The organism is Mycobacterium sp. UM_11 (assembly GCF_001414075.1).
In the GTDB taxonomy this organism is placed as follows: domain Bacteria; phylum Actinomycetota; class Actinomycetes; order Mycobacteriales; family Mycobacteriaceae; genus Mycobacterium.
In genome coordinates this window covers 1-26,513 of the sequence record NZ_LATC01000038.1, presented here as the reverse complement: position 1 = coordinate 26,513, position 26,513 = coordinate 1, and the positions used below count along the sequence as shown (strand labels likewise).

The following is a 26,513-nucleotide window of genomic DNA, read 5'->3' as shown; positions in this document are numbered from 1 at the left end:
GACGACCGGCGGCGCTTGATCTTTGGTCGGATTCCGACGATCCTGGCAGCATGCCCCGTCGCGAAGAGCCGTCGCGTGGGCTCCTTGACCCGGTCGCCAAGATGCTGCGGTTGCCGTTCGGCACACCGGAATTCATCGACCGGATCGTCACCGGCGGGGCCAACCAGGTGGGCCGGCAGACGCTGCGCATGCTGATCACCACCTGGGACGCCGCGGGCGGCGGCCCCTTCGCCGCGAGCGCGATCGCTTCCACCGGGATGGCCAAGACCGCCGAAACCGTGCAATCCATGTTCATCGGACCGGTTTTCGGCCCGCTGCTCAAGGTGCTCGGCGCCGACAAGGCCGCCACCCGGGCGTCGCTGTGCGCCTCGCAACTGGTCGGCCTCGGCATCATGCGCTACGGCATCCGATCCGAGCCGCTGCACTCGATGTCCGTCGACGCGATCGTCGACGCCATCGGCCCGACGATGCAGCGCTACCTCGTCGGCGACATCACCCGTTAGGCGGCGAAGCGGCCGACCTGAACGAATCCGTCGGCGGTGACGCGCGCCGGATACACCGGCACCGAGAAGTTCGGATCGTCCAGGCAGGAACCGTCTTCCAACGAGAAGGCCTGCTTGAGGATCGGCGATTGCACCGCCACCCGGCCCCCGCGGTCTCCCACGATCCCGCGCGACAGCACCGCCGCGCCGGAGAACGGGTCGACGTTGCCCACCGCGCACACCGAGCCGTCGTCCAGCCGGAACAACGCCGCCTGGGAGCCGTCGTCGAGCAGCACGCCGACGCCCCGGCCCGGGATGAGACGGTCGTACTCGCAGGCCGTCGTCCACACCGCAATGTCGTTGAGAAGTGTCATGATTGATCTCCAGCTCCCGTACGGATCTTCGGCATGCCAATGGACACAGGGATTTTGCGCCCCGCGTGTTCGGTGAATTCCACGGTGGAATCGACTTCGTCCGGGGCGTTGACGAACGAGACGAACCGCGACAGCTTGTCCGGGTCGTCGAGCACGCCCTTCCATTCACACTTGTAGTTCTGCACGTGCCGCTCCATGGCGGCCTCGAATTCCGTGGCCAGCCCCAGCGAGTCCTCGCACACGACCTCCCGCACGTGGTCGAGGCCGCCCTCGAGGGAATCGACCCACGGCGCCGTGCGCTGCAGCCGGTCCGCGGTGCGGATGTAGTACATGACGAACCGATCGACGTAGCGCACCAGCGTCTCGGTGTCCAGGTCGCTGGCCAACAACTGCGCGTGCTTGGGCGTCATGCCGCCGTTGCCGCCGACGTAGAGGTTCCAACCCTTTTCGGTGGCGATGACGCCGACGTCCTTGGACCGCGCCTCCGCACACTCCCGGGCGCAACCCGAAACGCCCATCTTGATCTTGTGCGGCGCCCGCAGGCCCCGGTAGCGCAGCTCCAGGTCGATGGCCAGCTGCACCGAGTCCTGCTGACCGTAGCGGCACCAGTCGGTGCCGACGCAGCTCTTGACCGTGCGCAGCGCCTTGCCGTAGGCGTGGCCGGATTCCATGCCGCCGTCGACCAGCCGACGCCAGATCTCCGGCAGCTGGTCCACCCGGGCGCCGAACATGTCGATGCGCTGGCCGCCGGTGATCTTGGTGTAGAGGCCGAAGTCCTGGGCGATCTGCCCGATCAGGATCAGGTGCTCCGGCTTGATGTCACCACCGGGGACCCGCGGCACCACGGAGTAGCTGCCGTTCTTCTGGATGTTGGCCAGGAAGTGGTCGTTGGAGTCCTGCAGCGAGGCCTGCTCGCCGGAGAGAATGTGCTCCGAGCCGGTGGAGGCCAGGATGGAGGCGACCACGGGTTTGCAGATGTCGCAACCCTTTCCGCGGCCGAAGCGCTCCAGCAGGCCGGAGAAGGTGCGGATCTCGGTGGCCGAGATGATCTCGAACAGCTCCGCGCGCGACTGGCTGAAGTGCTCGCACAGCGCCTTGGACTGTTCGACGCCCTCGGCCTCCAGCAGCTGCTTGAGCAGGGGCACGCACGAACCGCACGACGTGCCGGCCGCCGTGCACGACTTCAGCGACGGGACGTCGGCGCAGCCGTCGGCGATCGCGCACTTTAGGTCGCCCTTGGTCACGTTGTTGCACGAACAGATCTGCGCGTTGTCGGGCAGCGCCCCGATTCCGAGCGCCGGCGCGTCGCCGGAAACGGGGGCGATCAGCGCGAGCGGATCCCCCGGCAGCTCGCTGCCGACCATCGGCCGCAACACCCCGTACGACGAGGCATCGCCCACCAGGACGCCGCCCAGCAGGGTCTTGGCGTCGTCGGAAAGCACCAGCTTGGCGTAGGTTCGCTTGACCGCGTCGTTGATGGCGACCTCGAGGCAGTTCTCGGTCACCCCCATCGCGTCGCCGAAGCTGGCGACGTCGACACCGAGCAACTTCAGCTTGGTCGACAGGTCCGCCTCGCCGAATTCCGCGGCGCCGTCCAACAACCGGTCGGCCACCACCTCGGCAGAGGTGTAACCGGGCCCCACCAGGCCGTAGCACCGGCCACCGATCGCGGCGACCTCACCGATCGCATAGATGTCGGGATCGCTTGTGCGGCAAGCTAAGTCGGTGAGCACACCGCCGCGCTCGGCGAGCGCCAGGCCGGCCTGACGGGCCAGCTCGTCGCGCGGGCGGATGCCGGCCGCGAAGATGACCAGCCCGGCGTCGACGACCTCGCCGTCGCTCAGCCGCACCCGCACCGACGACACCCCGTCCGAGTGGTCGATCGCCTCGATCGACTCGGTGCCCGTGCCCACGTGCACCTCGATACCCAGGTCGCCGATCATCTTGGCCAGCAGTGCGCCGCCACCCTCGTCGATCTGTTGGGCCATCAGCCGCGGCATCATCTCGACGACGTGCGTTTGTAAACCGAACTGGCGCAATGCATTAGCGGCTTCCAGCCCCAGCAGCCCACCGCCGATGACCACGCCCGCCGGGGTGCGGCCGGCCGCCACGGTGCGCTGGGCGTCGGCCCGGATGGCGTCGAGGTCGTCGAGGGTGCGATAGACGTGGCACGCGGCCAGCTCGTGGCCGGGCACCGGCGGAACGAACGCGTAGGAACCGGTGGCCAGCACCAGCGCGTCGTAACCGTGCCGCTGCCCGTCGGCCGTCAGCACCGACTTCGCTTCCCGGTCGATCTCGGTGACGCGGGTGTTCAAGACCAACCGCACCTGCTCGTCACCCGCGTAGTCGTTGCCCGGCAGCGCCAGCAGCTTGCGATCCCAGCTCTCGGTGTACGAGGTCAGCCCCACCCGGTCGTAAGCCGCGTCGGCCTCCTCGGCGAAAACCGTGATGCGCCAAGATCCCTCGGTGTCGCGCGCCCTGAGCGCCTCGACAAACCGGTGCCCCACCATGCCGTGCCCGACTACGACGATGTGACGGCCCGCACAGTGCGCACGCGAAATCCCGTCTGCAGCCATGGGTTTGAGGTTAGCGGCCGGAAATTACCGCGATTTCGCCCAATGTGACGGTCCTATGACGAGGATCTCACAACTCACAGGGAGCCCTGTGAATATTCGTTCGCCCACGGCGAACGCCTAGGTGGAACTTTAGCGTGGTCGACTCATGTTTGAACCTATAGCCGGCCGGAAGGGCGCCGGACACAGCAGATCCACAACAAAGCTCAAGGAAGTACAAGGAGATCCCCATGAGTAACCTCGCACTGTGGTCGCGACCGGCCTGGGACACCGACCGGTGGCTGCGCGACTTCTTCGGCCCCGCCGCCGCATCGGACTGGAACAAGTCGGTGACCAGCGGATTCAATCCCGCCGCGGAGGTCGTCAAGGACGGCGAGGACGCGGTCGTACGCGTCGAACTGCCGGGTGTTGACGTCGATAAGGACGTCAACGTCGAGGTCGACCGCGGCCGACTCGTCATCCACGGCGAACGCCGGGATCAGCACGTGCAGGACGAAGGGGAAGGGGACGGACGCACCCTGCGTGAGGTCCGGTACGGATCATTCCGCCGATCGTTCGCCCTGCCCGCCCACGTCACCGGGGAAGCCATCACGGCCTCCTACGACGCCGGGGTGCTGACCGTGCGGGTCACCGGCGCGTACGCCGGAAACCAGCCGCAGCGGATCGCGATCACCAAGTAATAGGTGGGCAACGAACCGGCGGGGTCACCGACCCCGCCGGATTCGCCTGTCCCACAATGGTTTCCGCAGGGCTAGGCCCAGCGGGCCAGCAACTCGTTGGCCCGGGTGGCCAGCGCCGCCTGCAAGAACGGGCCGAAGCTGATCCTGGCGACACCCAGCGGCCCGAACGACGCCGGGTCGTCCTGGTCGGGCAACGCAATCGCGTTGACCGGAAGCGGCAGCTCTGCGGCCAAGCGCCGCAACGTCTCCGGGTCGTGGCGGCCCACCGGGTACAGCACGTCGGCCCCCGCGGCCGCCGCCAGCGCCAACCGGTCCACCGCGCGCTCGACGCGATCCGCCGGGTCGCCGTCCTGGCGCAGGAACAGATCGGTCCGTGCGTTGATCACGACATGCACCCCGGCCGCGTCGGCGGCCGACCGCAGCGCACCGACCAATTCGGCGTGCTCGCCGGCGGATCGGAGGCGCTTCCCCTCCGAGTGGACGGTGTCCTCGACGTTGAGCCCCACCGCGCCCACGCTCAACAATCCCTCGATCAGCCGCTCGGCCGCGAGCCCGTACCCGGATTCGATGTCCACCGACACCGGAACGTCGACCGCGGCGGTGATCTGGGCGACCCGGGCCAGCACGTCGTCGAACGACATGCCCTCGCCGTCCGACTTGCCGATGGAATCGGCCAGCGGGTGGCTGCCCACGGTGAGCGCGGCGAACCCGGCGCCGGTGGCGAGGCGGGCCGACCAGGCGTCCCACACCGTCGGCAGGATCACCGGGTCGCCCGGGCGGTGCAGGGCGAGTAGCGCGGCGGCGCGGTCGGCGGCGGTGTGGCCTGTCATGCGTCCGACATTAGGCCGCCGCGGTGGCTACTATCGGGGGCGTACTGTGATCCGCAACACCGTCTGCCCTGAAAACAAGTAGGAGATCCGTTGAGCACCGCGACTGAACTCGCCGAACTTCACGACCTCATCGGCGGCCTGCGGCGGTGCGTGGGCTCCCTGAAGAGTCGCTACGGCGACAGCCCGGCGATGCGGCGCATCGTCATCGACGCCGACCGGATCATCTCCGACGTCGAAATGCTCGACACCGACATAGCGGAGTTGGACCTGGCGCGCGCCACCGTGCAGCAGTCCGGCGAGAAGATCGTCATTCCCGACACCCAGTACGACAGCGAATTCTGGCGCGATGTCGACGACGAGGGTGTCGGGGGTCACAACCGGTCCTGACAACCTCGAATAACCCAAGCCCCCCGGAAATGAGGGGGGTCCTCTCTGTGTACCCTTCGACCAACAGCCCGTTCGAAGAGGAACACTAGATGAGCGCACCCACGGCGAACCGTCCTGCGTCAGGTGTCTTTTCACCCACGCGCGCCCGCATCCCGCAACGGACCCTACGCACCGACCGGTGGTGGATGTCGCCGCTGCGGATCGATTTGGGCTTCGCCGCGTTCCTGATCTACGCGACCGCGCGCGCGTTCCAGCAGGATTACTTCTTCGTTCCTAAGTACCACTACCTCACGCCCTTCTACTCGCCCTGCGTGAGCAAGGCCTGCGGCGAGGCCGGCGACTTCTGGCCCCAGATCCTGCCCGATGTGTGGTGGTTGCCGTACGCGGCGCTGACGCTGCCGTTCCTGCTGCTGTTCCGGCTCACCTGCTACTACTACCGCGGCGCCTACTACCGCACGGTGTGGCAGTCGCCCAGCGCCTGCGCCGTCGCCGAACCACGGGTCCACTACACCGGCGAGACCCGGTTCCCGCTGATCATCCAGAACAGCCACCGGTACTTCTTCTACATCGCCGGCATCATCTCGGTGATCAACACCTACGACGCGATCATCGGTTTCCACTCCGACTCCGGCCCGCACGGCTTCGGGTTCGGGTTGGGCAACCTGATCATGGTGGGCAACGTCATCATGCTGTGGATCTACACGCTGTCGTGCCATTCCTGCCGGCACGTGACGGGCGGGCGGCTCAAGCACTTCTCCAAGCACCCTGTGCGGTACTGGATCTGGACCCAGGTCAGCAACATCAACACCCGGCACAAGATGTACGCCTGGATCACGCTGGGCACCCTGATGCTCACCGATTTCTACATCGCGCTGGTGGCCAGCAACACGATTCCTGACCTGAGATTTGTTGGCTGAAAAGCGATTCGAAGAACAATCAGACTTAGCTAGCGAGGGTTTCCATGGTTGAGGTCGAACGGCATGCCTACGACGTAGTCGTCATCGGTGCCGGCGGCGCGGGGCTGCGTGCGGTCATCGAGGCGCGGGAACGCGGCCTCAAGGTCGCGGTGGTGTGCAAGTCGCTGTTCGGCAAGGCCCACACGGTCATGGCCGAGGGCGGCTGCGCGGCGTCGATGGGCAACACCAACCCGAAAGACAACTGGAAGACCCACTTCGGCGACACGATGCGTGGTGGGAAGTTCCTCAACAACTGGCGGATGGCCGAGCTGCACGCCAAGGAGGCCCCGGACCGCGTCTGGGAGCTGGAAACCTATGGCGCACTGTTCGATCGCCTCAAGGACGGCAAGATCAGCCAGCGCAACTTCGGCGGGCACACCTACCCGCGGCTGGCGCACGTCGGTGACCGCACCGGCCTCGAGCTGATCCGCACCATGCAGCAGAAGATCGTTTCGCTGCAGCAAGAGGACTACGCCGAACTCGGCGACTACGAGGCGCGCATCCGGGTGTTCGCCGAATGCACCATCACCGAGCTGATCAAGGACGGCGACACGATCGCCGGGGCGTTCGGCTACTGGCGCGAGAGCGGCAACTTCGTCCTGTTCGAGGCGCCGGCCGTGGTGCTGGCCACCGGCGGCATCGGCAAGTCGTTCAAGGTCACCTCGAACTCCTGGGAGTACACCGGCGACGGGCACGCGCTGGCCCTGCGGGCGGGCGCGTCGCTGATCAACATGGAATTCGTGCAGTTCCACCCGACCGGCATGGTGTGGCCGCCGAGTGTGAAGGGGATCCTCGTCACCGAGGGCGTTCGCGGCGACGGCGGGGTGCTGAAGAACTCCGACGACAAGCGCTTCATGTTCGACTACATCCCGCCGGTGTTCAAGGGCCAGTACGCCGAAACCGCGCAAGAGGCCGACCAGTGGCTCAAGGACAACGACTCGGCCCGTCGCACCCCGGACCTGCTGCCGCGCGACGAGGTCGCGCGCGCGATCAACTCGGAGGTCAAGGCCGGCCGGGGCACCCCGCACGGCGGGGTGTACCTCGACATCGCGTCCCGGCTGACGCCCGAAGAGATCAAGCGGCGGCTGCCGTCGATGTACCACCAGTTCAAGGAGCTGGCCGGGGTCGACATCACCAAGGAGCCGATGGAAGTCGGTCCCACCTGTCACTACGTGATGGGCGGCGTCGAGGTGGACGCCGACACCGGCGCCGCGACGGTCCCGGGCCTGTTCGCCGCGGGCGAGTGCTCCGGGGGCATGCACGGCTCCAACCGGCTGGGCGGCAACTCGCTGTCGGACCTGTTGGTCTTCGGCCGGCGGGCCGGCCTGGGCGCGGCCGACTACGTGCGGGCGCTGAGCAGCCGTCCGACCATCTCGGCCGACGCCGTCGAGACCGCGGCGAAGAGGGCGCTGTCCCCCTTCGAAGGACCGGCCGACGGCGCGCCGGCGGAGAACCCCTACACGCTGCAGCTCGAGCTGCAGCAGTCGATGAACGACCTGGTGGGCATCATCCGCAAGGCCGACGAGGTCTCCGAGGCCCTCGCGCGGCTCGACAAGCTTCGCGAGCGGTTCAAGAACATGCACGTCGACGGCGGCCGCCAGTACAACCCCGGCTGGAACCTGGCCATCGATCTGCGCAACATGCTGCTGGTCAGCGAGTGCGTCGCCAAGGCCGCGCTGGAGCGCACCGAAAGCCGCGGCGGGCACACCCGCGACGACCACCCCGCGATGGACTCGGGCTGGCGCAAGGTGCTGCTGGTGTGCCAGGCCGCCGGGGGCGACGAGGTGATTCCCGACATCAGCATCACCCGCAAGGACCAGGTGCCGATGCGACCGGATCTGCTGGAGCTCTTCGAGATCTCCGAGCTGGAGAAGTACTACACCGACGACGAGCTGGCCGAGCATCCAGGACGGAGAGGCTAATGACCTACAACGCGACCATGCGTGTGTGGCGCGGTGACGATGCCAGCGGCGCGCTGCAGGACTTCACGGTTGAGGTCAACGAGGGCGAGGTGGTGCTCGACATCATCCACCGCCTGCAACAGACCCAGACGCCCGACCTGGCGGTGCGGTGGAACTGTAAGGCGGGCAAGTGCGGCTCGTGCTCGGCGGAGATCAACGGGGTGCCGCGGTTGCTGTGCATGACCCGGATGTCCACGTTCGCCGAGGACGAGGTGGTGACGGTGACGCCGCTGCGGACCTTCCCGGTGATCCGCGACCTGGTCACCGACGTCTCGTTCAACTACGAGAAGGCGCGCGAGATCCCCGCGTTCGCGCCGCCGAAGGACCTGCAGCCGGGCGAGTACCGGATGGCGCAGGCCGACGTGCAGCGCTCGCAGGAGTTCCGCAAGTGCATCGAGTGCTTCCTGTGCCAGAACGTGTGCCACGTGGTCCGCGACCACGAGGAGAACAAGAAGGCGTTCGCCGGCCCGCGCTTCTTGATGCGGATCGCCGAGCTCGAGATGCATCCGCTGGACACGCTGGACCGGCGCAACCAGGCTCAGGAGGAACACGGCCTGGGCTACTGCAACATCACCAAGTGCTGCACCGAGGTCTGCCCGGAGAACATCAAGATCACCGACAACGCGCTGATCCCGATGAAAGAGCGGGTCGCCGACCGCAAGTACGACCCGGTGGTGTGGCTGGGCAACAAGCTGTTCCGCCGCTGACCTGGCGTTAGCCCTTCCGGTGCGCCGGGTACCCGCATAGCAACCCAAACTCCGAAAGGCAGCGTGGGAGATATGCGAGAAACCACCAGCGTCAACGAAATTCGAACCGCCATCCGCGAGCTGTCCGTCCGCGCCGATCTCGCGCACAAGGACGGCCGTCACGACGACGCCGCGGAAATCGAGCAACGGATAGCGGGCTTCCGGGCGGAACTCAGCCGGCGCCCGTAGCCGCGGTCAGGCGCCGAGGCGCCGGAACGTGCTGCGGTGGAACACGATCGGCGCGACGTCGGCGTCGATGGTCACTTCCTTGACCCGAAGCACCACGATGGTGTGATCGCCGGCCGGAATCAACTGTTCGATAGCGCTTTCCAGCCACAGGCCGGTGCCCTTGATGAACACCGCGCCGCTCTCCCGGGATTCCGTTTCCAGGCCCGCGAACCTGTCGCCGGTCTTGGCGGCCAGGGCGCGCGCGGCCGCGTCGTGTGCCTCGCCGAGCACGCTGATGCCCAGCATGGGCAGGTCTTTGAGCTTGGGCCAGGTCGTCGACGTGTTCTGGACGCAGAACGACACGAGCGGCGGCTCCAGGGAGACCGGAACGAAGGTGCTGGCCGCCAGGCCTTCCCGGGTGCCCTGGACTTCGGCGGCGATGGCGACCACCCCGGACGGGAAGTGGCCGAAGGCCTCACGAAGTGTGGACGGTGTCAGGTTCGTGTGCGCGTTCACCGGAATTCATTCGCCCCTTGAGCCGAGAACGGGATTCTCGTCCCCGACCCTACCCGCCGAATGTCCGTGCGCCGAAGCCACATCGGGGTGCGCGCGCAACCGGCTCTTCCACGCGTTGCGTCCGTAGACGGAGAAGATCGGGTCGGCGGGATCGGTCACCCGGCGGGCGCGTGCCCGCAGCTCGGGCGGCAACGTCAGCACGGGGATCTGGGCGTCCAGCCGCGGGTTGAAGAAATACGGCACCGAGATGCGGTCGGCCGGCTGCCCGTCCAGGTTCACCCGGTGCTCGGTGGCCCGCAGGTAGCCGCCGGTCGCCACCTCGAGCAGTTCGCCGATGTTGACGATGAAAGCCCCGTCCAGGGGCGGCACGTCGACCCACTCCGCGGTATCGGGTCTGCGCACCTGCAGGCCGCGGCTGCCCGGCTCGGCCAGCAGCAGCGTCAGCACGCCGGAGTCCTTGTGCGGGCCCACACCCTGCGACGAGGCGGCGCTGCGCGGATAGCGCACGATCTTGATCAGCGTGGCGGGCGTTTCGGCAAAGGCGGCGTCGAAGACGTCGCCCGGGCTGCCCAGCGAGGCCGCCCAGTGCCGAAGCAGGGTGCGGGCGGCCGCGGACAGCGCGGCGTCCCACTCGGCGATGATGCCCGGCAGCTCGGGCAACGCGTCCGGCCACTGGTTGGGCCCCTGCAGCCACAGGTAGTCGGGCTTGCCGGGCGCCGCGATCGGGGCGCGCTCGGGTCCGATGTCGATCTGCTCGCGCCAGTCCACTTGGCCGCGGGTCAGCTCGCCGCCCATCCGGGTGTAGCCACGAAAGTGCGGGCTGCGCACCATGGCCACCGCCTCCTTGTCGGCCGCGGGCAGCTCGAACAGCCGGCGGGCCGCCGCCAGCACGCGGGCCGACAGCTCATCGGGCACGGCATGGCCGGTCAGGTAGAAGAAGCCCACCTCGTGCGCGGCCTCGCGCAACCCCCGCCGCAGCTGGGCCTCCGACGTGCGCAGATCCACCACCGGCAGGGTGGTGATGCATCCCATAGTTTGAGATCCGTTTCGTTATCGGCGCAGGTCAGAGGCCCCGGTCGGGCTTCCCAACCGGTTGGTTACTTAGACAGTGAAATTTAGCTCACATTGACTTGCGTTGAAGTTGTCGAGAGCGTTACTTTATCGGTGTTACTGGTGGGTAACTTAGAAGTAGTACCCAACCACGAGTGGCATTCTCAACGAGGAGGAAACCGTAGTGAGCCACTACAAGAGCAACGTCCGTGACCAGGTATTCAACCTGTTCGAGGTCTTGGGCGTTGAGCAGGCTTTGGGCGCCGGCGACTACAGCGATCTGGATGTCGACACCGCCCGCGAAATGTTGACCGAGATCAGCCGGCTGGCCGAGGGGCCCATCGCCGAGTCGTTCGTGGAGGGTGACCGCAATCCGCCGGTCTTCGACCCGAAGACCCACTCGGTGACGCTGCCGGAGGCCTTCAAGAAGTCGGTTCGCGCGGTTACCGAGGCCGGCTGGGACAAGGTCGGTATCGACGAGGTCCTCGGCGGCATGCCGATGCCCCGCGCGCTGGTGTGGGCGCTGCACGAGCACCTGCTCGGCGCCAACCCGGCCGTGTGGATGTACGGCGGCGGCGCCGGCTTCGCCAACATCCTGTACCACCTCGGCACCGAGGAGCAGAAGAAGTGGGCCGTGATCTGCGCCGAGCGCGGGTGGGGCTCCACCATGGTGCTCACCGAGCCGGACGCCGGTTCCGACGTCGGCGCCGGGCGGACCAAGGCGATCAAGCAGGACGACGGCTCGTGGCACATCGAGGGCGTGAAGCGATTCATCACCTCGGCCGACTCCGGCGACCTGTTCGAGAACATCTTCCACTTGGTGCTGGCGCGCCCCGAGGGCGCGGGCCCGGGCACCAAGGGCCTGTCGCTGTTCTTCGTGCCCAAGTTCCTGTTCGACTTCGAGACCGGCGAGCTGGGCGAGCGCAATGGCGTCTTCGTGACCAACGTCGAGCACAAGATGGGCCTGAAGGTTTCGGCCACTTGTGAGCTGTCCTTCGGCCAGCACGACGTGCCCGCCAAGGGCTGGCTGGTCGGCGAGGTGCACAACGGCATCGCGCAGATGTTCGAGGTCATCGAGCAGGCCCGCATGATGGTCGGCACCAAGGCCATCGCGACCCTGTCGACCGGCTACCTGAACGCGCTGGAGTACGCCAAGTCCCGCGTGCAGGGCGCCGACATGACGCAGATGACCGACAAGACCGCGCCGCGGGTGACCATCACGCACCACCCCGACGTGCGCCGGTCGCTGATGACCCAGAAGGCCTACGCCGAGGGTCTGCGCGCGCTGTACCTCTACACCGCGACCTACCAGGACGCGGCGGTGGCGCAGGCGGTGCACGGCGTGGACGCCGAGCTCGCCGTCAAGGTCAACGACCTGATGCTGCCGGTGGTCAAGGGCGTCGGCTCCGAGCAGGCCTACGCCAAGCTCACCGAGAGCCTGCAGACCTTCGGTGGGTCCGGCTTCCTGCAGGACTACCCGATCGAGCAGTACATCCGGGACGCCAAGATCGACTCCCTCTACGAGGGCACCACGGCCATCCAGGCGCAGGATTTCTTCTTCCGCAAGATCGTCCGCGACAAGGGTGTGGCGCTGGCCCACGTGTCGGGCGAGATCCAGAAGTTCGTGGACAGCGAGTCCGGCAACGGCCGGCTCAAGTCCGAGCGCGAGCTGCTGGCCAAGGCCCTGGCCGACGTCCAGGCCATGGCGGCCACGCTGACCGGCTACCTGATGGCCGCGCAGGAGGACGTGACCAGCCTCTACAAGGTTGGTCTGGGCTCGGTGCGCTTCCTGATGAGCGTCGGCGACCTGGTCATCGGCTGGTTGCTGCAGCGCCAGGCGGCCGTCGCCGTGCAGGCGCTGGATGCCGGCGCCAGCGGCGAAGAGCGGTCCTTCTACGAGGGCAAGGTCGCGGTGGCCTCGTTCTTCGCGAAGAACTTCCTGCCGTTGCTGGCCAGCACCCGCGAGGTGATCGAGACGCTGGACAACGACATCATGGAGCTCGACGAAGCCGCCTTCTGACCGGCAAAGCAAAAGCCCCGCTTCCCGAAGGGAGCGGGGCTTTCGCTTGTCCCGACACCGACACAAAAAGGCCGCCGCTGGATCCCCTCACTCCAGCGGCGGCCATTTTCGTACGCCCGTCCGCGCTGACCGGCGGTCGTTCCAGGGATGCCCCGTATTGCCGTCGGGGTCGGGGGGTCAGACCACAACACGGGGTCATCCGCGCTTACGGGTACCCCGCAGCCGCGGTTGCTAACCCGGTGTGACGGATTTCATGAAGCGGTCGGTCAGGCCTCCAGAAGCGCGGCCACACCCTGGCCGCCGGCGGCGCAGATGGAGACCAGGGCCCGCAACGGCTTGCCGGCGCCACCCTTCTGCTCCGCCTTCTTCTGGGCGAGTTGCTTGGCCGCCTGGGCCAGGATCCGCCCGCCGGTGGCGGCGAAGGGGTGGCCGGCGGCCAGCGAGGAGCCGTTGACGTTCAGCTTGGACCGGTCGATCGACCCCAGCGCCGCGTCGAGGCCCAGCCGCTCCTTGCAGTAGTCCTCCGACTCCCAGGCCTGCAGGTGCGCCAGGACCACCGAGGCGAAGGCCTCGTGGATCTCGTAAAAATCGAAGTCCTGCAGGCTCAGCCCGTTGCGGGCCAGCAACCGCGGTACGGCGTAGGTGGGCGCCATCAGCAGGCCGTCGCGGCCGTTGACGTAGTCGACGGCCGCGGTCTCCGCGTCCACCAGGAAGGCCAGCGGCGTGACCGAATGCGCGCTCGCCCAGTCCTCGCTGGCCAGCAGCGCAACCGAGGCGCCATCGGTCAGCGGGGTCGAGTTGCCCGCCGTCATCGTCGCGTCGCCGTTCTTCACGCCGAACACCGGCTTGAGCTTGGCCAGCTTCTCCGCCGACGAGTCCGGGCGCAGGTTGTCGTCGCGGTACAGCCCGAGGAACGGGGTGACCAGGTCGTCGAAGAAGCCCCGGTCGTAGGCGGCGGCCATGTTGCGGTGGCTGGCGGCGGCCAGCTCGTCCTGGTCGACGCGCTTGATGCCCATCTCCTTGGCGGTGATCGCCTGGTGCTCGCCCATGGACAGCCCGGTGCGCGGCTCGCTGTTGACCGGGATCTGGATCCCGACGTTGGCGGGCAGCGTGCCGACCAGCCTCAGCCGCTCGACGTTGGACTTGGACCGGCGCAGCTTGAGCAGGGTGCGGCGCAGGTTGTCGCCCAGGGCGATCGGCGGGTCGGAGGTGGTGTCCACGCCGCCGGCGGCCGCCACCTCGTAGCGCCCGGCCGCGATGCCGTCGGCCGCGGCGATGGCCGCCTGCAGGCCGGTGCCGCAGGCCTGCTGCAGGTCGAACGCCGGGGTGTACGACGACAGCTCGGAGCCCAGCACACATTCGCGCGTGAGGTTGAAGTCCCGGCTGTGCTTGAGCACGGCGCCGCCGACCACCGCGCCCAGCCGCTCGCCCGCCAGCCCGAAGCGGTCAACCAGCCCGCCGAGCGCCGCGGTGAGCATGTCCTGATTAGACGCCTCGGCGTAGGCGCCGTCGGACCGGGCGAACGGGATCCGGTTGCCGCCCAGGACGGCGACTCGCCGCCGCTGCGAACTGCGCTGGTTGCTTGCCTCGGAACTTGCAGGGGCCACTGTCATCTCCGTGTTATCTGGGGTCTATCGGTTTGGGGTCGCCCGTCTGGGCCATACTACCCACTGTTCTTACTCTGAAGTAAGTTCGTCCTCGATACGGTTGTGCGGTAGGCATACCCCGACTTCGAAAGAATATGGAAGGTAGCTCCGGTGGCTCCCAAGGTGTCCTCCGATCTGTTCTCTCAGATCGTCAATTCCGGTCCTGGATCGTTTCTCGCCAAGCAGCTCGGGGTCCCGCAACCCGAGACGCTGCGCCGCTACTCCCCCGGCGATCCGCCCCTGGCCGGGGCGCTGCTGATCGGCGGTGAGGGCCGGGTGGTCGAACCGCTGCGCGCCGCCCTGGCCAAGGACTACGACCTGGTGGGCGACAACCTCGGTGGCCGCTGGGCCGACCAGTTCGGCGGCCTGGTCTTCGACGCCACCGGCATCACCACCCCGGAGGGGCTGCGGGGGCTCTACGAGTTCTTCACGCCCCTGCTGCGCAACCTGGGCCATTCCGCGCGGGTCGCGGTGGTCGGCACCACGCCCGACGCCGCCGCCAGCCCGTACGAGCGGATCGCTCAGCGCGCGCTGGAGGGATTCACCCGCTCGCTGGGCAAGGAGCTGCGCAATGGCGCCACGGTGGCGCTGGTGTACGTGTCGCCCGACGCCAAGCCCGCCGCGACGGGCCTGGAATCGACCATGCGGTTCATCCTGTCGGCCAAGTCCGCCTACGTCGACGGCCAGGTCTTCTACGTCGGTGAGGCCGACTCCACCCCGCCGGCCGACTGGGACCGGCCGCTCGACGGCAAGGTCGCGATCGTGACCGGCGCGGCCCGCGGCATCGGCGCGACCATCGCGGAGGTGTTCGCCCGCGACGGCGCCCGCGTGGTCGCGATCGACGTCGAGTCGGCCGCCGAGACGCTGGCCGAGACGGCCAGCCGCGTTGGCGGCACCGCGCTGTGGCTCGACGTTACCGCGGACGACGCCGTCGACAAGATCACCGAGCACCTGCGCGAGCACCACGGCGGACGCGCCGACGTCCTGGTCAACAACGCCGGCATCACCCGCGACAAGCTGCTGGCCAACATGGACGACGCCCGCTGGGACGCGGTCCTGGCCGTCAATCTGCTTGCGCCACTGCGGCTTACCGAAGGCCTTGTGGGCAACGGCAGCATCGGCGAAGGCGGCCGGGTGATCGGGTTGTCCTCGATGGCCGGCATCGCGGGCAACCGCGGGCAGACCAACTACGCGACCACCAAGGCCGGGATGATCGGCCTCACCCAGGCGCTGGCGCCGGAGCTGTACGGCAAGGGCATCACGATCAACGCGGTCGCACCCGGTTTCATCGAGACGCAGATGACGGCCGCCATTCCGTTGGCCACCCGCGAGGTGGGCCGCCGGATGAACTCGCTGCTGCAGGGCGGGCAACCCGTGGACGTCGCGGAGGCCATCGCCTACTTCGCCAGCCCGGCGTCAAACGCGGTGACGGGCAACGTCATTCGCGTCTGCGGCCAGGCCATGCTGGGCGCCTAGGTCGAGGAGAACCCGATGAACCAGCCAAGCGGCCTGAAGAACATGCTGCGCGCGGCGGCCGGGGCACTGCCGGTGGTGCCCCGCGGGAACCAGCTGCCCACGCGCACCGTGGAGATCGATGAACTACCCATCGACCAGACGAACGTGGCCGAGTACGCGGCCGTAACCGGCCTGCGGTACGGCAACAACGTGCCGCTCACGTACCCGTTCGCGCTGACCTTCCCGACGATGATGTCGCTGGTGACCGGGTTCGACTTTCCTTTCGCCGCAATGGGTTCGGTGCACGTCGAAAACCACATCACGCAATACCGGCCGATCGCGGTCACCGACACCGTCGGCGTGCAGGTGCACGCGGAGAACCTGCGCGAGCACCGCAAAGGCCTGCTGGTCGACCTGGTGACCGAGGTGAGCGTCGGCAACGACACCGCCTGGCACCAGGTGACCACCTTCCTGCACCAGCAACGCACCAGCCTGTCCGACGAGCCCAAGCCGCCGCCGCAGAAGCAACCGAAGCTGCCCCCGCCGAGCACCGTCGTGCGCGTCAGCCCCGGCCTGATCCGGCGCTACGCCGCCGTCGGCGGGGATCACAACCCGATCCACACCAACCCGATCGCCGCCAAGCTGTTCGGCTTCCCCACCGTCATCGCGCACGGAATGTTCAGCGCCGCAGCGGTATTGGCCAACATCGAGGCGCGGTTGCCGGATGCCGTGAAGTACTCGGTGAAGTTCGGCAAGCCGCTGGTGTTGCCCGGCACCGCGGGGCTCTACATCGACGAAAGCCATGACGGCTGGGACATTTCGCTGCGCAACATCGCCAAGGGTTACCCGTACCTGACCGGCACGGTCCGGGCGGTTTAGTGCTGAGGCACTAGCCGGAATGTGTCGGGCCGCGGCCCTTGGCCAGGACTTTCAGGCCGTGGGCGCTGGTCGCCGTCAGCAGGAACAGCAGAAACAACCACACCGGCGGCCGGGCGAGTTCCCAGACGAAGATCGCCGCCCAGATCGGTGAGCCCTGGGTGACCGCGAGCACCCCGGCCGCCCCCGCCAACGACACCGCCGGCACGTGCAGGTGGGTGCCGGTCGCCCAGTTGATCGTCAGCACCAGCGCCGCACCGGCGGCCGCGCCGGTGGCCAGCGAGGGCGTCAGCATGCCGCCGGCGCCGCCGGCACGGAGGAACAACGCGGTCAGCAACGGTTTGAGGGCCAAGATGGCCAGCGCCGATACCAGCGTCATGCCGCTGGCCAGGCTGACCGTCAGGATGCTTCGGCCGTTGCCGGGCAACTCGGGCCACCAATGCGAGCAGATGCCCATCACCAGGCCGGCGCCCGCGAGCGCGGGGACCAGCACCCAGTTCCGCATCGGCGTGGCCGGCCGGGCCGCCGCCATCAACCGGCTGAAGGCCAGCCCCACCGCGAGGGTCAGCGGCGCCAGCAGCAGCCCGTGCGCGGTCAGCAGGTAGGTCGACTCGCCGACCGGCCACTGCAGGTTGGGCTCGTCGCGGGTGACCGCCGAGCCGACGGCGACCGCCAGGCTCGAGGTGATGAACGCCGCGCCCACCGCCCGCGGACGCCAGGTGTTGAGCAGGATCCGCACCGAGAACAGCGCGCCGGCCAGCGGGACGGCGTAGACGGCACCCAGCCCGGCGCCTGCCGCGCAGGCCAGCAACACCTCCCGATCGGATGGCGAGAGCCGCTTGAGCCAGCCGGTCCCGAAATCGCCCAGGGCCGCGGCGAATTGGCGCGGGGCGCCCTCCCGCCCGAGGGACGCCCCGGAACCGACGAGCAGCACCTGCAGCATGGCGTCGACGCTCCAGGCCAGCCGAGGTATCCGCTCGCGGCGTTCAATGGTTTCCGCCAGCGGCGGCACGTCGGTCCTGCTCCGCAACAGCCACCACCCGATCGCGGCCAACGCACCGCCGATCATCGGCCCCAGGGCGCGGCGCACCGGGCTGCTGGCGGCGACGCCGGCGAGCAGCGCGCCGAAGGTGTAGTGATACGTGACGTGCTGGACGAAGCGCAGCACGTACGTCGTCGCCAACCCGGCGGCCCCGGCCAGCAACCCGACGATGACTACGGCGCAGAAGAAGTCGACGTTTGGGCGCGCGGGCGGTCGAGCCACATGACGAATGTAGGGGCTAGCGGCCGGCGGCGCCGGGCCCGCCCTGCTCGGGCCGGGCCGCGACGGCGGCCTCCCGCTCCTCCGGGGCGCCCCGGAGCCCATGCCAGAACAGGTTGATCATCAGCTCGGCGGCCTCGTCGGCGTCGATGTCACCGATGCTGAGCTGGTTGGCGGTGGCCTCGCCGGCGCCCACCAGCGCCACGGCCATCATCTCGTGCTCGCGGTCGGTGCGTGGGGTGCGACTGCCGGCCCGCACCAGCCCCGCGACCAGCTCGATGATCTTTTCGCGTCCCTCGCGCACCATGTGGGCGAACGCCTGCGAGCTGGTCGCCTGCGTGTACATCACGATCCACGACGCCCGGTTGGCGTCGATGTAGCGCATGAACGCCACGATGGTGTTGCGCAGCAGGTCTTTCGGGCTCTGGGTGAAGTCGATGTCGGCGCGGACCGCATCGATGAACCGGCCCATCTCCCGGTTCAGGCAGGCGCCGAACAGGTCTTCCTTGGAGCCGTAGTACAGGTACAGCATCGGCTTGGAGATCTGCGCCTCGGCGGCGATGGCGTCCATCGACGTCTCGTGGTAGCCGTTGACCGAAAACATCTGCACCGCGGCGTCGAGCATCTGCTGTTCGCGGACAGCGCGCGGTAACCGCTTGGTGCCACCCGCCATCGCTTGCCTCTCTAGCCCGTCTATCTGACTCCAGGGTAAGCAACGGCGGGGGCCCGCACACGGCTAGTGCCAACGGCGGTGACCCGCTTAGTGGCCGCAGGCGGGGCTGCGGCCCTTCATCGCCGCCACCCGCCCGAGCGCCTCGTCGACCCGCGGCGCGGGCAGCTCGCCGGCGGCGACCGCCTTTTGCAGCCGGTCCAGGACCGCGGGCACCTCGTCGGTGGTGACCCAGAGCGCGACGTCGGTGCCGGCCTGCAGGGTGCGCAGCACCGCCTCGGCGACGCCGTAGCGGTCCGAGATGGCGCCCATGCTGGACAGGTCATCGGTGAACACCGGGCCGTTGAACGGCGGGGCGCCGTAACCGACCCCGTCGCGCAGCAACCGCACCGCTGCGGCGCTCAGGCTGGCCGGGTCGTCGCCGGTCAGCCCGGGCACCTGCAGGTGACCCAGCATCACCGCGACCGGGGCCACGGTCACCAGCGTCCGGTAGGGCACCAGGTCGACGTTCTGCAGGTCGCTCAGCGGCGGCGTCACCACCCCGCCGGTGTGCGAGTCGCCCGAGCCGTGCCCGTGGCCGGGGAAGTGCTTGAGCACCGGCAGCAGGCCGGCGTCCCGCAGGCCCTGCGCGTACGCCCCGGCGTAGGCGGTGACCGTGTTGGGATCGCCACCGAACGAGCGGTCCCCGATGACGCCGGTGCTGGAATCGGTGACGTCGACGACGGGGGCGAAGTCGATGGTGATGCCCAGGTCGTGCATCTTCTTGCCGCGCTCGGCCGCCAGGTCGTGGACCTGGGCGACGGTCTGGGTCTGCGCCAGCTCCCGGGGCGAGGGGGCCGAGCCGATCAACGCCCGCAACCGCGATACCCGGCCGCCCTCCTCGTCGACGCTGACCGCCAGCGGAAGCGGCCCGGCCTTCGCCGCGATGTCGGCCAGCGGGCCCTTGAAGATCGACAGGTCCGTCCAGCTGCCGATGAAAAGGCCGCCGACGTGGTAGCCGTCGACCACCGACCGGGCGTCGTCGGCGTTTTTCACGCCCACCATCAGCAGTTGGGCCAGCTTGTCGCGGACCGGGAGCGTCGTGACGTCACCGCACGCCGGTGGGGCGGCCGCCGGCTTGCTGACCGAGGTCGACGACGGGCCGGGCGGGTGGCCGGTGTGGTGAGCGCAGCCCGCCACCAAAGCCGACACGACGGCGAGCACGGCCAGGGTGCGCGAAAATGACATCGGGCCATGCTTTCATGGCGCTATCCGGGCCTCTGGATCTGGGGAGCGACGAGGTTTCGTCGGGGGTTTTCTTCTTCGGGTGCGGGGGCACTCCTGGGCTGGTGCCAGCGGGGCTAGGGGGCAAGATGCCAGCGAAGACCGGTTTCGCCCTGGCCGCGGCGGCCAGCATTGCGGTGGGTCTGTCGGTCGGCGTCGCGACGACCGTCGGCGTCACGCTGGCCGTCGCCGACCACGGTGCGGCCCCGGTGCGGGCCGGTCCGGCCGCGCTGATCCCGCTCGGGCCACACCAGGTGCAATACGGCGACCGGTGCTTTCACGGGCACTGTCTGCCCTGACGAGCGTCTCGGGACGCCGAGGGCGCTTCTGCTAGGTTGGCGCTAAGCCGCCGTTTTCCCAGATGCCATAGAGGAGCCGTTGATGAACCGGATCATTGCGCCCGCCGCCGCGAGCGTGGTGGTCGGCCTGTTGCTCGGCGCGGCAGCGATTTTCGGGATCACCTTGATGGTGCAGCAGGACACGAAACCGCCACTCCCCGGGGGCGATCCGCAGTCGTCAGTGCTCAACCGGGTCGAGTACGGCAACCGTAGCTAGCGGCGATCGCAAGCGCGGCGCAGCCGGGTGTAGCGGGTCGCCGCCGTCAGACTCAGCGGCGGAATTGGAGGCCGGCGCGCCGGCTTCGTCGTCGCCGGCCGCGCCCGTGTCGCGCCGCTGGCTGTGGTTGGTCGGGGCGATCGCCTGCGCGTTGACGTTCGCCCAATCCCCCGGCCGGATCTCCCCGGACACCAAACTCGACCTGACCGCCAACCCGCTGCGCTTCCTGGCCCGGGCCACCAACCTGTGGAACAGCGAGCTGCCGTTCGGGCAGGCGCAGAACCAGGCCTACGGGTACTTCTTCCCGCACGGCACCTTCTTCGCCGTCGGCCATCTGCTCGCGGTGCCGGGCTGGGTGACCCAGCGGCTGTGGTGGGCGCTGCTGCTCACGGTCGGCTTCTGGGGGCTGTTGCGGGTCGCCGAGGCGCTGGGCATCGGCAGCCCCGCCTCCCGGGTGATCGGGGCCGTCGCGTTCGCGCTGTCGCCGCGGGTGCTGACCACGCTGGGATCGATCTCGTCGGAAACGCTGCCGATGATGCTGGCGCCCTGGGTGTTGCTGCCCACGATCCTGGCCCTGCGCGGCACGGCCAACCGGTCGGTGCGGGCGCTCGCGGCGCAGGCCGGCCTGGCCGTGGCGTTGATGGGCGCGGTCAACGCGATCGCCACGCTGGCCGGTTGCCTGCCCGCGGTCATCTGGTGGGCCTGCCACCGGCCGAACCGGTTGTGGTGGCGCTACACCGGGTGGTGGCTGCTGGCGCTGGCGCTGGCGGCGCTGTGGTGGGTGGTGGCGCTGCTGATGCTGCGGGCCATCAGCCCGCCCTTCCTCGATTTCATCGAATCTTCCGGTGTGACAACGCAATGGTCGTCGCTCACCGAGATCTTGCGCGGCACCGACAGCTGGACCCCGTACGTGGCGCCGACCGCCACCGCCGGCGCGCCGCTGGTGACCGGTTCGGCGGCCGTGCTGGCGACCTGCCTGGTCGCGGCGGCCGGGCTGGCGGGGCTGGCCGGCGCGAGGATGCCGGCCCGCGGGCGGTTGGTGACGATGCTGTTGGCCGGCGTGGTGTTGATGGCCGCCGGCTACAGCGGCGGGCTGGGTTCGCCGGTGGCGCACGCCGTGCAGGTGTTCCTGGACGCCGGGGGCGCGCCGCTGCGCAACGTGCACAAGCTGGGCTCGGTGGTGCGGATCCCGATCGCGTTGGGGGTGGCCCAGCTGCTGGGCCGGGTGCCACTGCCCGGGCGGCGGCCCGGGTGGTTGCGCGCGTTCGCCCACCCCGAGCGCGACCGGCGGGTGGCGGTCGCGATCGTGGTGCTGACGGCGCTGATGGTGAGCACCTCGCTGGCGTGGACCGGCCGGCTGACCCCGCCGGGCACTTTCAGCGCCATACCCCGGTACTGGCAGGAGACCGCCGACTGGCTCGACCGGCACAACACCGGGACGCCGGCCCCGGGCCGGGTGTTGGTCGTCCCGGGGGCGCCGTTCGCGACGCAGGTGTGGGGCACCAGCCACGACGAGCCGTTGCAGGTGCTCGGCGGCAGCCCGTGGGGGGTGCGCGACTCCATCCCGTTGACCCCGCCGCAAACCATCCGGGCGCTCGATTCGGTGCAACGCCTGTTCGCCGCCGGGCGCCCCTCGCCCGGTCTCGCCGATACCCTTGCGCGCCAAGGCATTTCGTATGTGGTGCTGCGCAACGACCTGGACCCGGATACGTCGCGGTCGGCGCGCCCCATCCTGGTGCACCGCGCCATCGACGGGTCGCCGGGGCTGCAGAAGGTGGCGCAGTTCGGCGCGCCGGTGGGCCCCGGGACCCTGGCGGGGTTCGTCGCCGACAGCGGGCTGCGCCCGCGCTACCCGGCGGTCGAGGTGTATCGGGTCACCGGCGGTTCGGGCGCGCCGTACTTCGCCGACGTCGACCGGCTGCCCCGCGTCGACGGCGGACCGGAGGTGCTGCTGCGCCTCGACGAGCGGCGCCGGCTCGAGGGCCGGCCGCCGCTGGGGCCGGTGCTGATGAGCGCCGACGCGCGCGGCGCCGGCCTGCCGGTGCCTGCGGTGACCGTCACCGACACCCCGGTGGCCCGCGAAACCGACTACGGCCGGGTGGACCACCACTCGTCGGCCATCCGGGCCCCGGGTGACGCGCGGCATACCTATAACCGCGTGCCCGACTATCCGGTCCCCGGGGCCGACCCGGTCGTCGGCGCCTGGAGCGGCGGGCGGGTCACCGTGTCCAGCTCGTCGTCGGACTCCACCGCGATGCCCGACGTCGCGCCGGCCACCTCGTCCGTCGCCGCCATCGACGGCGACCCGGCGACCGCGTGGGTGTCCAACTCGCTGCAGTCCGCCGTCGGCCAGTGGCTGCAGGTCGACTTCGACCACCCGCTGACCAACGCGGCGATCACCCTCACGCCAAGCGCGACCGCCGTCGGCGCGCAGGTCCGCCGCATCCTGATCGAAACCGCGACCGGCAGCACGACCCTGCGGTTCGACGAGCCGGGCAAGCCGCTCGCCTCCGCGCTGCCCTACGGCGAGACGCCGTGGGTGCGGATCACCGCCGCGGGCACCGACGACGGTTCCCCCGGCGTGCAATTCGGGATCACCGACCTGTCGATCACCCAGTACGACGCGTCGGGATTCGCCCACCCGGTCGAACTGCGGCACACCGTGCGGGTGCCCGGGCCGCCGCCCGGCTCGGCGATCGCGGGCTGGAACCTGGGCTCCGAGCTGCTCGGCAGGCCGGGCTGCGCGCGGGCGCCCGACGGTGTGCGCTGCGCCCCCATCGCCTTGGCCCCGGAGGAGCCGGTCAACCTCAGCCGGACGCTGACCGTTCCCGCGCCGATGTCGGTGACCCCGCTGGTGTGGGTGCGGCCACGGCAGGGGCCCAAGCTCGCCGACCTGATCGCCGAGCCGAACACCACCCGGGCGCGCGGCGACGCCGACCTGGTGGACGTGCTGGGCTCGGCGTATGCGGCGACCGACGGCGACCCGGCCACCGCGTGGACGGCGCCGCAGCGCGTGGTGCAGCACAAGACGCCGCCCACGTTGACGCTCAGCCTGCCGCGACCGACCCAGGTCACCGGGCTGCGCCTGGTGCCCGGCGCCTCCGCGCTGCCCGCCCACCCGACGATGGTGGCGGTCAACCTGGGCGACGGCCCGCAGGTGCGCGCGTTGAAACCCGGTGCGGCGCAGGTTCTTTCGCTCACTCCGCGGGTGACCGACAGCGTCACCGTCAGCCTGCTGGACTGGGAAGACGTCATCGACCGCAACGCGTTGGGCTTCGACCAGCTCAAGCCGCCGGGGCTGGCCGAGGTGGCGGCCCTGGGCGCCGACGGCAACCCGATCGCGCCCGCCGACGCCGCCCGCAATCGGGCCCGCGAGATCACGGTCGACTGCGACCACGGCCCGGTCATCGCGGTCGCGGGCCGCTTCGTGCACACATCGATTCGCACCACCGTGGGCGCCCTGCTCGACGACGAACCCGTCGCCGCGCAGGCGTGCGACCGCGATCCGATCACGCTGCCGGCGGGCCAGCAGGAGCTGTTGATCAGCCCGGGCGCCCAGTTCGTCGTCGACGGCGCCGACCTGTCCTCGCCGGCCGCCGACGCCGGCGCCCCCGCCGTCGCCGCGGCCCCGGTGTGGCGGGCGTGGGGCCCGGATCGTCGCGAGGTGCAGGCGCCCCCGTCGCCCACGTCGCGGGTGCTGGTCATCCCCGAAAGCATCAACCCCGGTTGGGTGGCGCGCACCGGCACCGGCGCGCGGCTGACGCCGGTGGCCGTCAACGGCTGGCAGCAGGGCTGGGTGGTGCCCCCGGGCGACCCCGGCACCATCACGCTGACGTTCCCGTCCAACGCGCCGTACCGGGCGGGCCTGGCGGTGGGGCTGGCCCTGCTGCCGCTGTTGGCCATGCTCGCGCTGTGGCGCACGCGTCGCACGGGGGTCGACGGCGTGCCCGCGTCACCGTGGCGGCCCGGACCGTCGGCGGCGGTCGCGGTGCTGGCGTGCGGGGCGGTGATCGCGGGCGTGGCCGGGGTCGCGGTGATCGGCGCCGCCCTGGGCCTGCGGTATGCACTGCGGCGCCGGGGCCCCGACCGGGCCGCGATGGTGCTCAGCGCGGGCGGGCTGATTCTCGCCGGGGCCGTGCTGTCGCGGCATCCGTGGCGATCGGTTGACGGGTACGCGGGCCATTCGGCGAATGTTCAGCTGCTGGCGTTGATTTCGCTTGCGGTGCTCGCCGCGTCCGCGGTGACGATGCCGTCCGCGGAGCGGACGGAGGAGGAACCGCGGCATTGACTCCCGCGGTGACGATGCCCGAGCGGTCGGGCGCCGAATAGCCTCGGGGGCTTGGCTAGCCGTTTACCGGCTGATTCACTGGATATGCGGGTCTGTGTGACCGCCACCGTCCGAGGAGTTACGGCCATGGGCTGGTTTTCCGCACCCGAATATTGGCTCGGCACAGAGGTGCTCGAGCGGGGCGTCGCGGTGGTCTACCTGCTCGCGTTCGTCGCGGCCGCGGCCCAATTCCGGGCGCTCATCGGGGAACACGGGATGCAGCCCATCCCGCGGTTCCTGGCCGGGCAGTCGTTCTGGCGGACCCCCAGCCTGTTTCACCTGCGCTACTCGGATCGGCTGTTCTCCGGGTTGTCCTGGTTCGGCGCGGCGCTGTCGGCGGCCATCGTCGGCGGTGCGGCCGACGCGGTGCCGCTGTGGGCGGCGATGCTGCTCTGGCTGACGCTGTGGGTGCTCTACCTTTCCATCGTCAACGTCGGGCAGAGCTGGTATGCGTTCGGGTGGGAGTCGCTGCTGCTGGAGACCGGCTTCCTGATGATCTTTCTGGGCAATCACCAAGTGGCGCCGCCGCTGTTGACGTTGTGGATGGTCCGGTTGCTGTTGTTCCGGGTCGAGTTCGGTGCGGGGCTGATCAAGATGCGGGGCGACCCGTGCTGGCGCGACCTGACCTGCCTGTACTACCACCACGAAACGCAGCCGATGCCCGGCCCGTTGAGCTGGTTCTTCCACCATTTGCCCAAGCCGCTGCATCGAATTGAGGTGGCGGGCAACCATTTCTCGCAGTTGATCGTGCCGTTCGGGTTGTTCGCGCCGCAACCGGTGGCCAGCGTCGCCGCGGCGATCATCGTCATCACCCAGCTATGGCTGGTGGCGTCGGGCAACTTCGCCTGGCTCAACTGGGTCACGATCCTGTTGGCGTGCAGCGCGATCGACGATTCCTCGGCGTCCGCGGTGGTCGGCCGGCTCGATCGTCCGGTGTTTTCGGCTACACCGGTGTGGTTCGCGGCCCTAGTGGTCGCGTTCGCGGCTGCGGTGCTGTTCATGAGCTACTGGCCGATGCGCAACATGTTGTCCTCGCGGCAGCGAATGAACGCCTCTTTCAACTCTTTTCATCTGGTGAACACCTATGGCGCGTTCGGCAGCATCGGGCGCATCCGCCGCGAGGTGGTGATCGAAGGCACCGACGAAACCCACCTGACGAGCCAGACGGTGTGGAAGGAATACGAATTCAAGGGCAAGCCCGGCGCCGTGCGCCGGCTCCCGCGACAGTGGGCGCCCTATCACCTGCGCCTGGACTGGCTGATGTGGTTCGCCGCCATCTCGCCGGGATACGCGCAGCCGTGGTTGACGCCGTTCCTGCAGCGGCTGCTGCGCAACGATCGGCCCACGCTGCGCCTGTTGCGGCGCAACCCATTTGCCGATGCGCCGCCGCGGTACGTGCGTGCGCTGCTCTACGAGTATCGGTTCACCACACCCGCCGAGCTGCGCCGTGACCGGGCCTGGTGGCATCGGACGCTGATCGGCGGGTACGTCCGGCCGATGGCGTTGCCGGCGGCGACGTCACGGCAAGGCTGAGCTATGCGGCGTCGTCGTCATCGTCGGCGCCGTCGCCGTCGCCGTCGCGGAGGAGTTTTTCGGGGTGGTGGAAGGTGTTGATTCTGGGGCGGCCCCGGTCGTGGTGGGGTGGGGGGATCCAGACGGTGTCACCTTTGGTGTTTTTGCGGGTGCGCCAGCCGGCGGGTGTGAGTAGGCGGTGATG

23 protein-coding genes and 1 pseudogene are annotated in these 26,513 nt (G+C 69.3%); 14 read left to right on the top strand and 10 right to left on the bottom strand.

Translation table 11 applies throughout. From position 1 onward, the window contains the following. Positions 1-50 precede the first annotated feature (50 nt). Positions 51-503: a hypothetical protein gene (locus tag WU80_RS12025; RefSeq protein WP_055402859.1), complete on the top strand. Its 453-nt coding sequence runs from the start codon at positions 51-53 to the stop codon at positions 501-503. On the opposite strand, the gene nirD is transcribed toward WU80_RS12025, so the two are convergent. Then, the gene (nirD, locus tag WU80_RS12020; RefSeq protein ID WP_055402857.1) at positions 500-856 is read right to left on the bottom strand and encodes a nitrite reductase small subunit NirD; all 357 of its coding nucleotides are present in this window, start codon (positions 854-856) and stop codon (positions 500-502) included. The genes WU80_RS12025 and nirD overlap by 4 nt on opposite strands. Further along, on the bottom strand, positions 853-3,432 hold the full coding sequence (gene nirB, locus WU80_RS12015) for a nitrite reductase large subunit NirB (protein ID WP_082459834.1): 2,580 nt from the start codon (positions 3,430-3,432) through the stop codon (positions 853-855). Before nirB ends, nirD begins: the two co-directional genes overlap by 4 nt. Positions 3,433-3,659: 227 nt before the next feature. Between nirB and WU80_RS12010 the strand changes: the two genes are divergently transcribed. Then, positions 3,660-4,109, top strand: a complete 450-nt coding sequence (locus tag WU80_RS12010; RefSeq protein ID WP_055402852.1) for an Hsp20/alpha crystallin family protein — start codon at positions 3,660-3,662, stop codon at positions 4,107-4,109. A 71-nt stretch (positions 4,110-4,180) separates the two neighbouring features. Here WU80_RS12010 and WU80_RS12005 read toward each other — a convergent pair whose 3' ends face one another. Beyond that, the gene (locus tag WU80_RS12005) at positions 4,181-4,939 is read right to left on the bottom strand and encodes an isocitrate lyase/phosphoenolpyruvate mutase family protein (RefSeq protein ID WP_055402850.1); all 759 of its coding nucleotides are present in this window, start codon (positions 4,937-4,939) and stop codon (positions 4,181-4,183) included. Positions 4,940-5,029: 90 nt separating this feature from the next. Between WU80_RS12005 and WU80_RS12000 the strand changes: the two genes are divergently transcribed. The 5 genes from WU80_RS12000 to WU80_RS26100 all read left to right on the top strand — a co-directional run bounded on the left by WU80_RS12000 (position 5,030) and on the right by WU80_RS26100 (position 9,178). Continuing rightward, positions 5,030-5,326: a hypothetical protein gene (locus WU80_RS12000; protein ID WP_055402848.1), complete on the top strand. Its 297-nt coding sequence runs from the start codon at positions 5,030-5,032 to the stop codon at positions 5,324-5,326. Positions 5,327-5,415: 89 nt separating this feature from the next. Further along, entirely contained in the window at positions 5,416-6,243 is an 828-nt protein-coding gene (locus WU80_RS11995) for a hypothetical protein (RefSeq protein ID WP_055402846.1), read from the top strand. A gap of 44 nt (positions 6,244-6,287) precedes the next feature. Then, entirely contained in the window at positions 6,288-8,204 is a 1,917-nt protein-coding gene (locus tag WU80_RS11990) for a fumarate reductase/succinate dehydrogenase flavoprotein subunit (RefSeq protein ID WP_055402844.1), read from the top strand. Further along, positions 8,204-8,950: a succinate dehydrogenase/fumarate reductase iron-sulfur subunit gene (locus WU80_RS11985; RefSeq protein ID WP_055402842.1), complete on the top strand. Its 747-nt coding sequence runs from the start codon at positions 8,204-8,206 to the stop codon at positions 8,948-8,950. The genes WU80_RS11990 and WU80_RS11985 overlap by 1 nt, the downstream gene beginning before the upstream one ends. A 72-nt stretch (positions 8,951-9,022) precedes the next feature. Further along, complete coding sequence (locus tag WU80_RS26100) at positions 9,023-9,178, top strand: hypothetical protein (protein ID WP_197281207.1); 156 nt, start codon at positions 9,023-9,025, stop codon at positions 9,176-9,178. A gap of 6 nt (positions 9,179-9,184) precedes the next feature. On the opposite strand, the gene WU80_RS11980 is transcribed toward WU80_RS26100, so the two are convergent. Both WU80_RS11980 and WU80_RS11975 read right to left on the bottom strand, forming a co-directional pair. Next, a complete protein-coding gene (locus tag WU80_RS11980; protein WP_055402840.1) occupies positions 9,185-9,673 on the bottom strand; it encodes a flavin reductase family protein in 489 nt (162 codons plus the stop codon). A 6-nt stretch (positions 9,674-9,679) separates the two neighbouring features. Continuing rightward, positions 9,680-10,705: an isopenicillin N synthase family oxygenase gene (locus tag WU80_RS11975; protein WP_055402838.1), complete on the bottom strand. Its 1,026-nt coding sequence runs from the start codon at positions 10,703-10,705 to the stop codon at positions 9,680-9,682. Positions 10,706-10,907: 202 nt separating this feature from the next. On the opposite strand from WU80_RS11975, the gene WU80_RS11970 reads away from it, so the two are divergent. Then, complete coding sequence (locus WU80_RS11970; protein WP_055402836.1) at positions 10,908-12,743, top strand: acyl-CoA dehydrogenase; 1,836 nt, start codon at positions 10,908-10,910, stop codon at positions 12,741-12,743. A 266-nt stretch (positions 12,744-13,009) separates the two neighbouring features. Here WU80_RS11970 and WU80_RS11965 read toward each other — a convergent pair whose 3' ends face one another. Continuing rightward, positions 13,010-14,356 carry an acetyl-CoA C-acetyltransferase gene (locus WU80_RS11965; RefSeq protein ID WP_055402834.1) on the bottom strand — a complete coding sequence of 449 codons (1,347 nt, stop codon included), beginning with the start codon at positions 14,354-14,356 and terminating at the stop codon, positions 13,010-13,012. Positions 14,357-14,500: 144 nt separating this feature from the next. On the opposite strand from WU80_RS11965, the gene WU80_RS11960 reads away from it, so the two are divergent. After that, positions 14,501-15,865, top strand: coding sequence for a 3-oxoacyl-ACP reductase (locus WU80_RS11960; protein ID WP_055402832.1), 1,365 nt, complete (start codon positions 14,501-14,503; stop codon positions 15,863-15,865). Positions 15,866-15,880: 15 nt separating this feature from the next. Next, on the top strand, positions 15,881-16,723 hold the full coding sequence (locus WU80_RS11955; RefSeq protein ID WP_055402830.1) for a MaoC/PaaZ C-terminal domain-containing protein: 843 nt from the start codon (positions 15,881-15,883) through the stop codon (positions 16,721-16,723). A 10-nt stretch (positions 16,724-16,733) separates the two neighbouring features. Here WU80_RS11955 and WU80_RS11950 read toward each other — a convergent pair whose 3' ends face one another. The 3 genes from WU80_RS11950 to WU80_RS11940 all read right to left on the bottom strand — a co-directional run bounded on the left by WU80_RS11950 (position 16,734) and on the right by WU80_RS11940 (position 19,878). Further along, entirely contained in the window at positions 16,734-17,984 is a 1,251-nt protein-coding gene (locus tag WU80_RS11950) for a chloride channel protein (RefSeq protein ID WP_055402828.1), read from the bottom strand. 16 nt (positions 17,985-18,000) lie between these two features. Further along, positions 18,001-18,654, bottom strand: coding sequence for a TetR/AcrR family transcriptional regulator (locus WU80_RS11945; RefSeq protein WP_055402826.1), 654 nt, complete (start codon positions 18,652-18,654; stop codon positions 18,001-18,003). Between the two features lie 87 nt (positions 18,655-18,741). Beyond that, positions 18,742-19,878, bottom strand: a complete 1,137-nt coding sequence (locus WU80_RS11940) for a glycoside hydrolase family 3 N-terminal domain-containing protein (RefSeq protein ID WP_055402824.1) — start codon at positions 19,876-19,878, stop codon at positions 18,742-18,744. Positions 19,879-20,003: 125 nt separating this feature from the next. Here WU80_RS11940 and WU80_RS11935 point away from each other — a divergent pair, with 125 nt between their 5' ends. The 4 genes from WU80_RS11935 (at position 20,004) to WU80_RS11925 (ending at position 26,329) form a co-directional block, all read left to right on the top strand. After that, positions 20,004-20,213 (top strand): DUF2613 family protein, encoded by a 210-nt coding sequence (locus WU80_RS11935; RefSeq protein WP_055402822.1) that lies wholly within the window; start codon positions 20,004-20,006, stop codon positions 20,211-20,213. A gap of 82 nt (positions 20,214-20,295) precedes the next feature. Continuing rightward, positions 20,296-20,469 (top strand): DUF2613 domain-containing protein, encoded by a 174-nt coding sequence (locus WU80_RS25405; RefSeq protein WP_065443914.1) that lies wholly within the window; start codon positions 20,296-20,298, stop codon positions 20,467-20,469. A 64-nt stretch (positions 20,470-20,533) separates the two neighbouring features. After that, positions 20,534-24,757: an alpha-(1->3)-arabinofuranosyltransferase gene (locus WU80_RS11930; protein WP_231633814.1), complete on the top strand. Its 4,224-nt coding sequence runs from the start codon at positions 20,534-20,536 to the stop codon at positions 24,755-24,757. Between the two features lie 126 nt (positions 24,758-24,883). After that, complete coding sequence (locus WU80_RS11925) at positions 24,884-26,329, top strand: lipase maturation factor family protein (protein WP_055402821.1); 1,446 nt, start codon at positions 24,884-24,886, stop codon at positions 26,327-26,329. 1 nt (position 26,330) lies between these two features. Here WU80_RS11925 and WU80_RS26390 read toward each other — a convergent pair. After that, a pseudogene (locus tag WU80_RS26390) lies at positions 26,331-26,513 on the bottom strand (hypothetical protein); the annotation flags it as partial.